Source organism: Megasphaera sueciensis (assembly GCF_050219315.1).
Taxonomy (GTDB): Bacteria; Bacillota; Negativicutes; order Veillonellales; family Megasphaeraceae; genus Megasphaera_A; species Megasphaera_A sueciensis.
Genome location: NZ_CP116939.1, coordinates 2,348,764 through 2,362,578, shown reverse-complemented (window position 1 = coordinate 2,362,578; position 13,815 = coordinate 2,348,764). Strand labels below are relative to the sequence as shown.

The following is a 13,815-nucleotide window of genomic DNA, read 5'->3' as shown; positions in this document are numbered from 1 at the left end:
ATGTTCATATTACAGCAAAGATATGGGTTCTGCAAGTAATACCGCTTGTATAAATTTTTACGTGCATAAGAGTATCCCTGCAACATATATCGCGGTATATTCTTGTAAGAGGCTTGACACATGTGGTACTATAATGGCAACAGCCATATATTTCATAATTTTTATTACTCATTCATTTTAAAGGAGATCGTGGACAATGACCGTATCTCAATCTAACAATAAATGGCGATATATATACATAAGTTTATATACTATAGGCGGAATTTTTTCTCTTCTTACTCTCTGTCTGTTAGCTTGGATCGCATATTGCATTGCAGTGGAAGCTGAACCGCTAGCCGCTATTTCTTTTTTGCCGCCTATGCCGACCGCCGCCGTATTTCTTCTTGTTCTTGGAATTATGCTGATTAGTATCATCGCATGGCAGTTAGGTGCCAAATGTCAAGGACAATATGAACAACATTTGAAATGAAAGGTAGTCCTTTATGAGAAAAACTGAATTTATGGATCTTCTAAAATATTATTTTCGCAAAAGCGACAAGGATGATTTGAAAGGAATTCTTGAAGATTGTGAAGAACAGTTCCGTATTGGCGCAGATGGAGGGAAATCAGAAGAAGAAATATGTTGTAAATTGGGACATCCGAAGAATATATACCGATATTATATCGGAAAACCCGTTGTACCCGAAGATAACCCGAAAATGCCTTACGCATATGATGATCCATCTGATACCGAATATATGGATGACAGAACACTACAATACAACGTTCCGCCCCGTGAAAAACAAAACAGGGCGTACGATTGGGAAAATGATTCCCAGCATCTCCGCCGGCGGGCAGAATCCGAACAATATTATCGTCAGCCCTATCCTGCACCAAACCGGCATAGTCCGGGAGAAGATTCTCCTTCGTACCGAGACTCACATGGGTACAGAACTTATCCGCAATCACGATACCGTGCAGCTCATCCTTATCCCAATGAATCAGATGGCGAAGAGTTTCAATGGGGAAAGGACAGCACACTGTCTCCCGCATCCATAATTGTAAATCCATTTTTGCAGATTATAGGAACTCTGTTTCATATATTAGGAGGATTCCTTTTCATCTTTTTTGCAGTTTCTATTATTGGCAGCATTGCAATTACCAGTATGCCTCTATATTTATATTCTGACTTGCTGCCGCTTCCGACAATTACCCCCAAAACATTGATCTTTGCTAACTTGGCAATTCTTTTTGCTGCCATGTCCGCTATGTATGCCGGCTCCGCTTGCCAAAATACGGGTAAATCTAATCAGCGCAAGAAAGGCAGGGGATAGTAATGTCGAAGGTGATAATCTGTCTGGTGTTATCTTGTATATTTTCCTTTTTAAGTTATACTTCCTTTATGACAAATGATTATCAGCCACTGCAAAACTGGATTACTTATTATAAGGAATACCAAGAATTACAGGGAGCTTTACATAAAGGAACTGCTGAAAAAGCAGAATTATTTGAAAAGTTAAAACGCATGTATCCAGAAAAAGCAAAGGTCTGGGAATCGCAATTACGCAGTAAATATGGCGATCTTCAGGAGGATGTTCACTCTGCAGAAAATGCTGCCTCATCACAGACACGCAGTGAAGATACTGCCGTCCCTCGTAAGCAGCCGGCCGTTAGTGCTTCTCAGAAACAATCATATACGGATTCAGCCCGCTCTAACAGTCAAAACAATCAGAATAACAAACAAAAACAAGAATAACAAAAATTGACTGTATTGCACACTTGTTTTTTTATACTACATGCGTTATAATTTTATTAATAAGTAATTGTTATTGTTTACTTTGTAATTATGTCAAGGAGGTAGTCCGATATGCAATTAAAAGGCAGTAAAACAGAAAAGAATTTAGAAACCGCTTTTGCCGGTGAATCTAAAGCTAGAAATAAGTACACGTATTATGCCAGCGTAGCAAAGAAAGCTGGTTATGAACAAATCAGCGCTTTTTTTGAAGAAACAGCGGGAAATGAAAAAGAACATGCCAAAATGTGGTTCAAACACCTCATGGATGGTATGCCGGACATCGATAGTGCATTGAAGGATGCAGCAGCCGGTGAACATTATGAATGGACCGAAATGTATCCTTCTTTTGCGAAAGTAGCAAAAGAAGAAGGTTTTAATGATATTGCTTTTGAATTTGAAAAAGTAAGTGAAATCGAAAAACATCACGAAGAACGATATCTGGCACTTCTAAATAATATCCAAAAAAAACAAGTATTCAACCATACGGGGAAAACAGTTTGGCAGTGTCGTAATTGCGGCTATATCTGCGAAAGTGTTGAAGCTCCGCAAAAGTGTCCTGTTTGTGCTCATCCCCAGGCTTACTTTGAAGTCCGTAAAATTAATTACTAATTGATTAATTTTCATAAACTATACTATCTATTTTTTATAATTTTCAAAAAGATCCTGCCAATATATAAATTGGCAGGATCTTTTTTAATATTCTCTATGCATTTTCATTGGCCCGAAACCGATATCCATTTCCCCATACCGTTTCAATTGCCGTAAACTCCGGTTTTACTTCATTTAACTTATCCCTCAGTCGATTTACATGCACTGTAACCGTAGCTAATTCACCTAGTGCATCCAAGTGCCATATCATTTCAAATAAATATTTTTTCGAAAAAACCTGATTAGGATGTTGTGCTAAAAACAACAGCAGATTGAACTCTTTACCTGTCAGAGATATTTCTATTTTTCCACGAAATACCTGATGACGGCTAATAAAAATTCGTAAATCACCAATATGAACATCAGGAGTATTAACATCAGATACTTGTTTCCGCTTACCCAATAATCGGTTATGCACTTCCAAATGAGCTTTTAATCGAGCAACCATTTCCGTCGGACTAAAGGGTTTAACGATATAATCATCGGCACCCAAACTTAAACCTTTAATTTTATCTACATCTTCCCGTTTCGCTGTTACAAATAAAATTGGGACATCGCTTTTATCCCGGATTTTACGACAAACAGTAAAACCATCTTCACCTGGAAGCATGACATCCATTAACACTGCATCAATATCTCCTTTTTCAATAGCTTCCAATCCACCAAGACCATTACTGGCAATAGTAACAACAAAGCCATTGGCTTCCAAAAAATCCCGTTCCAACGCCGCAATCAATTCATCATCTTCAACAACTAAAATATGTGCCATTATATTTTCCTCCCTACTGTCTATTATTCGTCTATTCTTTGTATAAAGGTAACGTAATGCAAATCGTCAACCCTCGATCATTATACGCGCGTATTGTTCCTTTATGAGCTTCTATTATCTTCTTGACAATAGCTAAACCCAATCCGCTCCCTTGATCTGTATGCGTTCGTGCCGCATCCAAACGAACAAAAGCTTCAAAAATATAATCCGTGTTGCTGGCAACGATACCCGGTCCGTCATCACTAAATAAGAAAACAAGAATATTGTCTTCTTTTTCCAAGTGCAGTCGAATATGTGAAACCGGACATACTCGATATTTTACAGAATTGTTAAATAAGTTATCAAAAATACGATGGAATTCCGTTTTATCAAGATACACCTTATCTTCGTCCGTTTCCATATTCCATTCAACAACAATATTATCTTTTTCAAAACGTTCTTTCTCTTCTATTATATACGTCTGGAGTATTTCAGAAAAAGAACAAATTTCCGGTTTTGCCATAAACATAGATGTATCAAAGTGATTATAGAGAGATAAATTATTTACTAGTCGTTCCAAATCATCAGCCCGTGTCTGTATAGCTCGATAGTAACGCTGCTGCTTTTCCTTTGTATCGGCGATACCCGTAAGTAATCCTTCCGCATACCCTTTTATCGACGTCAAAGGCGTCCGCAAATCATGGGATATCCCCGCTAATAATTCACGACGGTACTTTTCATATTCAGCTTGTCTTGCCATAGAATTTTTCAAATATGTCTGCATATCAGAAAAATCATGGCATACTTGAAGCAGTTCCTCCGTCTGCTTTCCTTTTAGATTTACGGGAGTAGTCAAATCTCCGGAACGTATCGCCTTTGCCGCCCTACTGATTTGCTGCAAAGGATCAAGAATAAGTTCCTTGGATTTATTATACATGATTGTGTTAACAATAACCATCGTAATAAGCACAAAAAAGAACATTATAAATAAAAATAAACTTACATAAGTATAAAAAAACGAAAAATGCACCGGTTCCATATCTTTTCCAGGATTAATAGCTCTGATAATAGCAACGTCATTTCCATTAATCCACTGGGTTTTTATAATATGCACGTTTCCCTTGCTTGCGGTAATATAATCCAATTTGCGCGCTTCTTCTCCCAGTATGCCAATACCTATCTGATCATCTTCCGGAGTAATATTGTTGAATTGTTCTTCACCATTTAAAGTATATTGCACATGGTATCCCAAGTCAGCCATTTGAATAACAAGACGCCGCACTGCTGCATCACGTTGTTCCACATGAGCCGGATCCGTATCCGTCAATGGTCCCTGTTCTTCATAGAGTAAGCTTTGTGCATATACCAACTCATCTCGGTCGGAAAACATATTTTCTACGGGATTCCAATAGGCATCATGCATCATAGCCGCAGCAAACAAACCTACCAAGCTGGAAATAACAAAAGGCAGTACTATCATGATTAAATTTGAAATAAGCATCCTTTGCTTCAGCGTCATAGAAAACCTTTCTGAATATTATTCCTTAGCAATGCGCCGGAATCCATAATCAAGTATATTAGGTGCATCTGTCCAACGATCATCATCATTAAACAATACAACTATCAACGTATGTCCATCCCTGGTCGCCGAAGCAACCAAACAATCTCCCGCGGCATCAGTAAAACCAGTTTTAATGCCGTCGGCACCGGCATAACCGCTCGTAAGAAAATAATTAGTAGTAGTAACATATTTAGGTTTGCGGGAATCCATATATTTCATATTATATTCTTTTAAGCTGACAATATATCGAAATTCCGGATAATGTTTCATTCCATAAGCTGCCATCCGTGCCATATCAATCGCTGTTGTATAATGTTTTATCGCAGTGAGACCGTTGGGATTAACGAAATGAGAATGCTTAGCTCCCATTTTAACCGCTTCCTTATTCATCATATCAGCAAATTCGCTCACAGAACCTCCCAAGGTTTGTGCTACTGCTACAGCAGCATCATTCCCTGATACAACCATCATGCCGCGTAATATTTCTTTTAAACTAATGGAATCTCCCGGGGCAATACCTAAGCAAGATGGTTCTGTATCGGCCGCTTCGCTTGTTATGTGAACCGCGTCATTCATTTTATTTTTCCCTGTATCAAGAGCCGTAATTAATGTTACTATTTTCGTTGTACTAGCTGGATTCATCCACTTTGTAGGATTGACTTGATATAAAATCGTTTCTGTATCTGCATCAATCATGCAGGCAGCCTCTGCTCCCGTTGATGGTACCGCTGCCTGCACAGCATTGATCATAAACCCGCAGGATAAAATCGACATACTCCATAAACCAATTATACATATCTTTTTCAATAAACGTGTCAATACACTTCACCTCTGGTAATTGATGTAAACATATACAAATAACTATAACCGCATACATTTTTTATTATATTATTATTAAACACTTTTAATTTGATGTCAACGTATTGATCATGAATACCTTCTTGATATATGATAGATGATTGAATTTCATAGAAAAAAATAGTATTATGATTATAATAATTGTGTTATCTGATGAGGAGATGGAATTATGTTTAATGATATCATGTTTTACGGTTTATTATTTATAATCTGTTTGTTTGCAATATCTGCAATCCGTTCTGTTTTAGCGATGGGACGATATAAAGATAAAAACATGACAAAATCGAAGCGTCAAAAACTAAATTTAATTCGTACCTTAGGTGTTTTCTGCGTAGTTGCTTTCATTTTCTACATGGGATATATTTTCCAATAGTATCGCACTGCAACCATATAGCTGCATAGTCTAGCCAAAACTTATATTTATACGCATCTATATTACCTTTTGTACACAAAAAAAGCCAGCATATATTGCTGGCTTTACACATCTATGGTGCGGTCGACTGGATTTGAACCAGCACGAGTTTTCACCCACTACCCCCTCAAAGTAGCGCGTCTGCCATTCCGCCACGACCGCGTGTTTTTGGTGCTTAGGGACGGAATTGAACCGCCGACACGGGGATTTTCAGTCCCCTGCTCTACCGACTGAGCTACCTAAGCAAATATGGCGACCTCGATCGGATTTGAACCGACGATCTTCGCCGTGACAGGGCGACATGTTAAACCGCTACACCACGAGGCCGCATAGTTATATAATCAAGCCTTAATGGCTTGAACACTTGGATATTATACCATACGTAATTATCTTTGACAAGAGTGCTTTTATATAATTCTGTAAAATTACGGATAAAATAATCATATATATTACTATGTAATCTTTTATTAATGATGTATAATAGATAAGTAATATGTAAATTTTTTATTAATAAAAGGGGTATGGATGTATGCCTAGGTCAACAATTGCACGAAGGATTTTTTATTTATTCTGTATTTTTCTTGTCATTTATGTTCTCTGTTTTCAATGGGAATTATTAATATCTTTGGGGCTGGGTGAAGATAATATTAAAGAATTTACATTTGGATTGATTCCTGCCGTAGCAGCCGTCACTTTAGCGCTGGCACTGTATTGGGAGAATATCTCTATCGCCTCGGTCATTCCTACCGCCATCATTGGTATTTCCTGGATCGTAACAGGACCCTTACTCAATTTTTCAACATTAATCAAAAGCAATACGATTTATTTGAATAATATCTATGATGTCTATGTTGGTCTCTATGTATTTGCTATCGTTTTTTGCATCAACATGCTCATTAAACAGCACCTTCCTCAAAGAACAGGAATTTTCTTAATGACACTGGTACAGTTGGCAACTTTACTGGTTCCGGCTGTGCAATGGGTATATTATGCATTGTACCAGTCTTGCATCACTACTTCGGGAGCATTACTGATTTATCAAACCAATCCGGCAGAAATGCTGGAATATTTTCATTCTCTAGGTTATTCAAAATTGTTTTTTATTATAATTGCACTTGCGATCATTATATCTGTGTTTGCAAAAGCAAATTGTCACCGGATTCATTGCTCCAGACTTTCTTGGAAACCGAAAATAATCGCGCTGTTGTCGCTTATTATTATTTTTCCTTCTTTTTACGCTTTAGGCAGTGAAATTTTCCCAGAGTGTTTTCCTATCCGCTTATTTCTTGATACGCGAGACTACATGAATCGCTCTTCTCTGTATGCAGAAAACCACGATACCAAATTTGCCGGATTGCAAGCAGTTCAGCTTCACAAACCCGATCATCCGCACACCGTTATTGTAGTTATTGGAGAATCAGAAACACGAACACTCATGAATGCGTATAATTCTAGCCATGTAGAAAATACACCGTGGCTTACGGCAGAAAAAAACAATCCTCAATTTACCTTATTCAATAACGTATACAGTTGTGTTTGGTATACAGTACCGGTCTTAGAACATGCCTTAACTGAATCAAATTTTTATAATAATAAAGAATTCAATGAATCTATATCTATTATTGATATGGCAAAAAAAATAGGATATAAAACGTACTGGTTTAGCAATCAAGGTTCTGTTGGAGTCGCCGATACTCCGATTACCCTTGTGGCTAATACCGTTGACAACGCCGAATGGACTGACCGTGATTTAAAAGAATCTTGTCACGATGATGCATTATTAGGTTTTTTACAACGCGTCAACCCGAGTGAAAATAACTTTATCGTTCTTCATCTTATGGGCAGCCACATTGAATATCGCAACCGCTATCCAGCTGAATTTCAGCGTTTTAATGACGGAAAATTAAATGAAGAAGCTGATTTTGATAATACAGTATTATATACCGATTGGATTTTATCGCAAATATTTGACTATGGCAGAGAACATCTTAATTTAGATGCGATGGTATATTTTTCTGACCATGGCTCTGATCCTTTAGAAGGCCGAAAACCTGATGAAACGGGATTTAAAGTATTGCGAATTCCTATGTTTTGTTATGTATCTTCTGACTATATAGAACGTAACCCGGTTATTGCAGATACGTTAAAAGCCCATCAAAATTCTTTTTTTACCAATGATTTGGAATATGAATTTATTTGCGGCATATTAAATATTCAATCGCCTAATTACGATCCATCCTACAGTTTGGCTTCTCCCGCATGGAAAATGAAACGGCAGGATCTCGTCACCCGCTTTGGACAGACCAGTCTGATGGATGACAAAGAATTCTAACACAAAAAATCTCTGCATAAGCAAGTGGTATATATACCCTATGCTTGGCAGAGATTTTTACATTCCGCCTATATGTCATCCGTGATATGGTATATATATTTATCACTAATAATATCATCTACCAAATCAACTTCCCCATCTGTATCAATCAATGCTGCCAGTCCTTCTTCACCGGTCCGGATCCGCATAACATTCAACACCGATTCCACAAAAATCTTGCCATCACCTATATGGCCTGTATAACAAGCTTTACGAGCTGCTTCCATAATTTTTCGCACGGGAACATCTCCCACTATGATTTCTACTTTTATTTTCGGCAATAAATTAAGTGAAATTTGTGTATCCCGATAAAATTCCGTATATCCCCGGGAAATACCGCATCCATACACTTGGGTTACTGTCATTCCCGGTACACGAAGCTCATCCATGGCTTCCTTTAAATCTGTAAGCTTTTCGGCACGAGTTATAATTACAACCTTTAATAATTCTTTCATTCACACAATCTCCCGTCGTATATATCCCGTCCCCTAACAGGTAGATATCAAACAATTCAAGGAGGCGGTCCGGGAATGGTATTTTTTCATCCGCTCAACCATACCATTCCACCGACTCCAAGCAAGCATCCGAACAATGATAGAATAATCTTGTAGCCATACTTAGCTGTCGAAATAACAACAAAGATATCATCCCCCAATGATAGTTTGTTGTCTCCCTATATTTCAGGCAGCCGCCAAAACCACAATATTGTAATTAACACGCAAAAAGCCTCTGCAGCACATTGCAGAGGCTTCATTGCCCGTATTAAATTACAAGTAAATAGTACACTATCCGTGGGCATTTGTCAATATATCCTGCATTTTTTTATTATTACTAACTAATTCCCATATCATATATGTGTATATGTTATAATAAAAAAACAGTATGGTCCCATTAATTCGTAAAAGACAGGAGGTATCACAAATGAAATCAACGTGTATCGGTGCTGCATTATTTCCCCATCCCCCCATTATGCTGCCAGAAATCGGACAGGATGAGCTGGATAAAATAAAAGCTACTGTCCAAGCTGTTTCCCATGCTTCTCAGCTGATTATCGAACAACATCCTGAAACAATCATCATTATGTCACCGCATAATTATATCTTCAGTGATGGTGCCGCCATTTTTACAGAGCCTACCCTATGCGGCAACTTAGGAAAATTCGGATTTCCCGAATTATCTATGTCTCTTAACACGGATATGACACTTGCCAATGAAATTATCTATGAAACAAACAAAACCTTGCCCTTGCATCAACTTAATCAAAAAGACTGGGGCGACCGTTATGGTTATTCTATTTCCATTGATCAGGGTACCTTTGTCCCTATGTATTATTTGCAAAAAGCAGGCTTTCAAGGTTCCATCGTTTTACTTTCACCTTGTTTTTATCATTATAATATGATGACAACCCTGGGTGATATTGTCATGAAAGCCGCTGGAAAAATAGGCCGCCGTATTGCCGTAATTGCTTCCGGAGATTTATCACATCGTTTATTGCCTCATTCGCCTAATGGATATACTCCTCAAGGAGCCGTATTCGACAATACCGTCATGGACTCCTTAAAAAAACAAGATATTACGTTGCTGCGTTCTATGCCTGATTCTCTCATCGAAGAAGCTGGCATGTGCGGTCTTCCATCTGTTTATTTTTTATTTGGAATACTGTGCAGTTTTCAATCTCATATGCCGGTATATTCTTATGAAGGTCCGTTTGGTGTCGGCTATGGTGTTGCCTTATATTTAAACGAAAACAGGGCTCCGCAAAAACCAGTCGCAGAAAAAGATATCCGCATACAACTGGCCCGGCGAAGTATAGAATATTACTTATCCCATCATGCCATATTATCTACGCCTTCTTCACTTCCCGAAGAATTGACTGAAAAATCAGGCGTGTTTGTATCTCTGAAAAAGCAAGGGGAACTGCGAGGCTGTATCGGAACATATCTCCCCATACAGCTTACGGAAGCAGCCGAAATCATTCACAACGCGGTAGCTGCTGCTGTCCGTGATCCCCGCTTTTATCCTGTAGAATTAAACGAACTGAAGGATATTACTATTTCCGTTGATGTCCTTGGCATCCCTGAAGCTATATCATCTTCCGCACAACTTGATCCCAAAAAATACGGAGTCATCGTCATGAGTCATGCTAACACCGGACTGCTGCTGCCTAATTTAGAAGGAATTGATACGGTAGAACAACAAATTGCCATCGCAAAGCAAAAAGCCCATATCCCTGCAGCCGTTCACCCTGATTTATATCGGTTTACCGTAACCCGTTATGAGTAGAGGCGTTGATCATGGAAGCGTTATATTATGAAAAAAGACCGACCAAAGCTATATACTGCAAACTTTGTCCTCATCATTGCCTTATCCTTCCCGGACATTGCGGGCGCTGCCACACACGTTACAATGATGCGGGGATACTTCTGGCATTAAACTATGGACAATGCACATCTATAGCTCTCGATTCCATTGAAAAGAAACCGCTGCAGCGCTTTCATCCCGGCAGCTTCATTCTATCATTGGGCTCATGGGGCTGTAACTTTCATTGCTCTTTTTGTCAAAATTGGCAGATATCGCAAGATACGCCGTCTTATGAAGAAATATCTCCGCAAGATGCCGTGCATTTAGCTATACAACTGAAAGAACGAGGAAATATTGGTATTGCATACACCTATAATGAGCCTATCATATGGTATGAATTTCTCCGTCAGACAGCGCCGCTTGTCCATAAAGCCGGATTGTATAATGTTGTTGTTACAAACGGTTTTATAGAAGAAGCTCCCCTGCGAGAACTTCTCCCTTTGATAGACGCCTGGAACATTGATATAAAGTCTTTTGATGAAAATTTTTATCTTCGCCGCTGCAATGGTACACTTTCTCCCGTTAAACGTACCATTGTACTAGCTGCCGCCGCTGCGCATGTAGAAGTAACAACTCTGCTCATCCCCGGCGAGAACGATGGAATCGAAGAAATAGAAAAAACAGCGCATTGGCTCTCAAAAATTGATTCCCAAATTCCTTTTCACTTGACACGATACTTCCCACAGTATAAAATGAGTCTTCCCGCCACACCCATTTCTACGTTGCGCAGCGGTGCGGCGGCCGCCAAAAAATGGCTTGACTATGTATACATTGGAAATGTCCCTGATGACGATTTAGATCAAGTATAAGAAAAACAAAATTTCATTATACTTAAGTCGTATACTCGTTAAACGATATACCATTTTCTGTCCTCTGTAAAATCCGAGTAAATAGCGTTATAATATGTGCTAATACTTTAAAAGGAAGAGATGATGGAAAATGTCTTTAAGAGAATTTACATTTGGTATCGGAGATACCTTTCAAAAGGTATGTTTGCCGGAAGAACACATTTCCGACGTCATGGAAGGAAAAAGTGTCCCGGCCGTTGATATCAAAACGGCCACTATCGACTGTATGCGCAATCCGATAGGTAGTGAACCTTTGCAAAAAAAAGTAACACCAGGAGATTCGGTTTGTCTTGTCGTCGCGGATTGTACCCGCATCTGGAACCAATCAAATAAATTTTTAATATATATTATCAATGAACTAAACTTAGCCGGCATTCCCGATACAGATATCTGCATTGTATTTGCGCAAGGTTCTCATCGCGCTCATACGCCGGAAGAAAATATCAAGGTTTGCGGTGAAGAAGTGTGCCGGCGTATTAAAATGTACCAGCATGACTGTAACGATCCTACGTTGGTAGATTTGGGAAAAACAAAAATAGGTACACCGCTTTTCATTAATAAACATGTCGTCGATGCTGATAAAGTCATCATTGTAGACGGTATTACCGTACATTTATTTGCTGGTTATGGCGGTGGCCGCAAACTCATCCTTCCTGGAGTCTCCGGTTATAAAACTATCCAATGTAATCATTGTCACGCCTTGGCTCCCCAACTTGGCGAAGGTGTCAATCCGCTTACTCGTCCGACCTTACTAGACCATAATCCATTGAATGATGATATGATTGAAGCCTGCGCAAAAATTAATCCTTGTTTTCTTGTCCATTCCATCATCAATGCCGAAGGTGAGATCTGCCGTATGGTCGGAGGCGACTGGTATGATGCTTGGTTAGAGGGCACAAAGGAAGTACACCGCATCCAGCAGGTTCCCATGAAGCAAAAAACAGATGTCGTATTTGCCTGTGCCGGTGGATATCCAAAAGATGTAAGTTTGTATCAAGGCAGCAAATGCTATGATCCTGCTGAAATGGCCGTCAAAGACGGCGGCATTGTAATTGCCATCATGGAAGCCCGGGATATAAAAGAACCGCCTGCATACATGGATAGTTTTCGTTTTGACACAATGGAAGAGATGGAAAAAGCATTGCGTGCTGAATTTACTATTCCATTTTTTGTCGCTTATAATTTATTCTGTCTATGTCATCGTTGTACTGTAATTCTGGTAACTCGTCCAGAAAACTTCGAAGATATACGGCGCACCGGACAAATTCCTGCTGCGACAGTAAAAGAGGCTTGGCTTCTGGCACAGAAAAAACTTGAAGAACAAAAAAATAACGATTATACCATTAATATTATGACACATTGTACAACAGTAGTTCCTACCCTCGCACAATAAACCCAAACGATCGGCTAGTATCCTGCAATCACTATTTGTGGTAAAATAAGTATATTAAATTTTACACTGAGGAGTTGATTTCATGGAAATTATAAAGAAAGAACATTTTTTTGACGGCGCCGGTCATGTAATCTTCAAGCATTTGCTTACAAATGAACAACTGAACGAAAAATGCCGGGTTTATGCCGAAGTAACGCTGGAACCGGGTTGCGAAATCGGCTATCATGTTCACCACGGAGATGCCGAAACGTTTTATATTTTATCCGGCGAGGGTGAATTTAATGATAACGGAACAGTTCGAATCATAAAAAAGGGGGATGTCACCTATACCCCATCAGATATCGGTCACAGCTTGATCAACAGAGGCTCTGCCAATCTGGTACTTATGGCTTTAATCATTTACGATTGAACTAGTCCTGAATTTAATAAAAGAGGGTATCCATGAAAATAATACAGAAAGAACATGCTTCGGGCGGTAAAGGATATATTACAGTAAAACAGCTTCTCGATGCAAAGCAGCTGAACGAAAAATGCGGTTTATACGCAGAAGTAACAATTACTCCTGGTAATTCTCTAGGCTATCATGAACATCAGGGAGAAAGCGAAACCTACTATATTCTTCAAGGAAAAGGCGTATATGATGATAATGGCATAACACGCACGATTACCGCTGGTGATGTTACTTTTACTTCCCATGGCATGGGACACGGAATTGAAAACAAAGGAACGGAAGATCTTGTTTTTATGGCTTTGATAATTTTTGATTAACAGAAAGTAAAAACAAACAAAGACTGTCTAAATAGGCAGTCTTTATTTGTTTTTACGTAATTTCGGTAAAAAT

Annotated in this window: 14 protein-coding genes and 3 tRNA genes; 10 read left to right on the top strand and 7 right to left on the bottom strand. The window is 38.9% G+C overall.

The window, feature by feature from the left end:
• The first annotated feature begins 196 nt into the window (after nucleotides 1-196).
• From NXG62_RS11355 to rbr, 4 genes are all read left to right on the top strand, one after another.
• Complete coding sequence (locus NXG62_RS11355; protein ID WP_427112520.1) at nucleotides 197-469, top strand: hypothetical protein; 273 nt, start codon at nucleotides 197-199, stop codon at nucleotides 467-469.
• Between the two features lie 13 nt (nucleotides 470-482).
• Nucleotides 483-1,313, top strand: a complete 831-nt coding sequence (locus NXG62_RS11350) for a DUF1700 domain-containing protein (protein ID WP_427112519.1) — start codon at nucleotides 483-485, stop codon at nucleotides 1,311-1,313.
• 2 nt (nucleotides 1,314-1,315) lie between these two features.
• The gene (locus NXG62_RS11345; protein ID WP_427112518.1) at nucleotides 1,316-1,735 is read left to right on the top strand and encodes a hypothetical protein; all 420 of its coding nucleotides are present in this window, start codon (nucleotides 1,316-1,318) and stop codon (nucleotides 1,733-1,735) included.
• Between the two features lie 111 nt (nucleotides 1,736-1,846).
• Nucleotides 1,847-2,383, top strand: a complete 537-nt coding sequence (gene rbr / locus NXG62_RS11340; RefSeq protein WP_427112517.1) for a rubrerythrin — start codon at nucleotides 1,847-1,849, stop codon at nucleotides 2,381-2,383.
• 94 nt (nucleotides 2,384-2,477) lie between these two features.
• Here rbr and NXG62_RS11335 read toward each other — a convergent pair whose 3' ends face one another.
• The 6 genes from NXG62_RS11335 to NXG62_RS11310 all read right to left on the bottom strand — a co-directional run bounded on the left by NXG62_RS11335 (nucleotide 2,478) and on the right by NXG62_RS11310 (nucleotide 6,328).
• Complete coding sequence (locus NXG62_RS11335) at nucleotides 2,478-3,191, bottom strand: response regulator transcription factor (protein ID WP_427112516.1); 714 nt, start codon at nucleotides 3,189-3,191, stop codon at nucleotides 2,478-2,480.
• Between the two features lie 31 nt (nucleotides 3,192-3,222).
• Entirely contained in the window at nucleotides 3,223-4,689 is a 1,467-nt protein-coding gene (locus NXG62_RS11330) for an ATP-binding protein (RefSeq protein ID WP_427112514.1), read from the bottom strand.
• Between the two features lie 18 nt (nucleotides 4,690-4,707).
• Nucleotides 4,708-5,505 carry a D-alanyl-D-alanine carboxypeptidase family protein gene (locus tag NXG62_RS11325; RefSeq protein ID WP_427112513.1) on the bottom strand — a complete coding sequence of 266 codons (798 nt, stop codon included), beginning with the start codon at nucleotides 5,503-5,505 and terminating at the stop codon, nucleotides 4,708-4,710.
• A gap of 572 nt (nucleotides 5,506-6,077) precedes the next feature.
• Nucleotides 6,078-6,163 (bottom strand) — tRNA-Leu (locus NXG62_RS11320).
• 7 nt (nucleotides 6,164-6,170) lie between these two features.
• Nucleotides 6,171-6,246 (bottom strand) — tRNA-Phe (locus NXG62_RS11315).
• Nucleotides 6,247-6,251: 5 nt separating this feature from the next.
• Nucleotides 6,252-6,328, bottom strand: a tRNA-Asp gene (locus tag NXG62_RS11310).
• Nucleotides 6,329-6,530: 202 nt separating this feature from the next.
• On the opposite strand from NXG62_RS11310, the gene NXG62_RS11305 reads away from it, so the two are divergent.
• Nucleotides 6,531-8,333, top strand: a complete 1,803-nt coding sequence (locus NXG62_RS11305) for a phosphoethanolamine transferase (protein ID WP_427112512.1) — start codon at nucleotides 6,531-6,533, stop codon at nucleotides 8,331-8,333.
• Between the two features lie 68 nt (nucleotides 8,334-8,401).
• On the opposite strand, the gene NXG62_RS11300 is transcribed toward NXG62_RS11305, so the two are convergent.
• Entirely contained in the window at nucleotides 8,402-8,827 is a 426-nt protein-coding gene (locus tag NXG62_RS11300; protein ID WP_427112511.1) for a P-II family nitrogen regulator, read from the bottom strand.
• Between the two features lie 466 nt (nucleotides 8,828-9,293).
• Here NXG62_RS11300 and amrA point away from each other — a divergent pair, with 466 nt between their 5' ends.
• The 5 genes from amrA (at nucleotide 9,294) to NXG62_RS11275 (ending at nucleotide 13,742) form a co-directional block, all read left to right on the top strand.
• Nucleotides 9,294-10,655, top strand: a complete 1,362-nt coding sequence (gene amrA, locus NXG62_RS11295; protein ID WP_427112509.1) for an AmmeMemoRadiSam system protein A — start codon at nucleotides 9,294-9,296, stop codon at nucleotides 10,653-10,655.
• Between the two features lie 11 nt (nucleotides 10,656-10,666).
• A complete protein-coding gene (amrS, locus tag NXG62_RS11290) occupies nucleotides 10,667-11,542 on the top strand; it encodes an AmmeMemoRadiSam system radical SAM enzyme (protein ID WP_427112508.1) in 876 nt (291 codons plus the stop codon).
• Between the two features lie 130 nt (nucleotides 11,543-11,672).
• Nucleotides 11,673-12,974 (top strand): nickel-dependent lactate racemase, encoded by a 1,302-nt coding sequence (gene larA, locus NXG62_RS11285; protein WP_427112507.1) that lies wholly within the window; start codon nucleotides 11,673-11,675, stop codon nucleotides 12,972-12,974.
• A gap of 82 nt (nucleotides 12,975-13,056) precedes the next feature.
• Nucleotides 13,057-13,383, top strand: coding sequence for a cupin domain-containing protein (locus NXG62_RS11280; protein ID WP_427112506.1), 327 nt, complete (start codon nucleotides 13,057-13,059; stop codon nucleotides 13,381-13,383).
• A gap of 32 nt (nucleotides 13,384-13,415) precedes the next feature.
• Nucleotides 13,416-13,742, top strand: a complete 327-nt coding sequence (locus NXG62_RS11275) for a cupin domain-containing protein (RefSeq protein WP_427112505.1) — start codon at nucleotides 13,416-13,418, stop codon at nucleotides 13,740-13,742.
• Nucleotides 13,743-13,815: the final 73 nt, after the last annotated feature.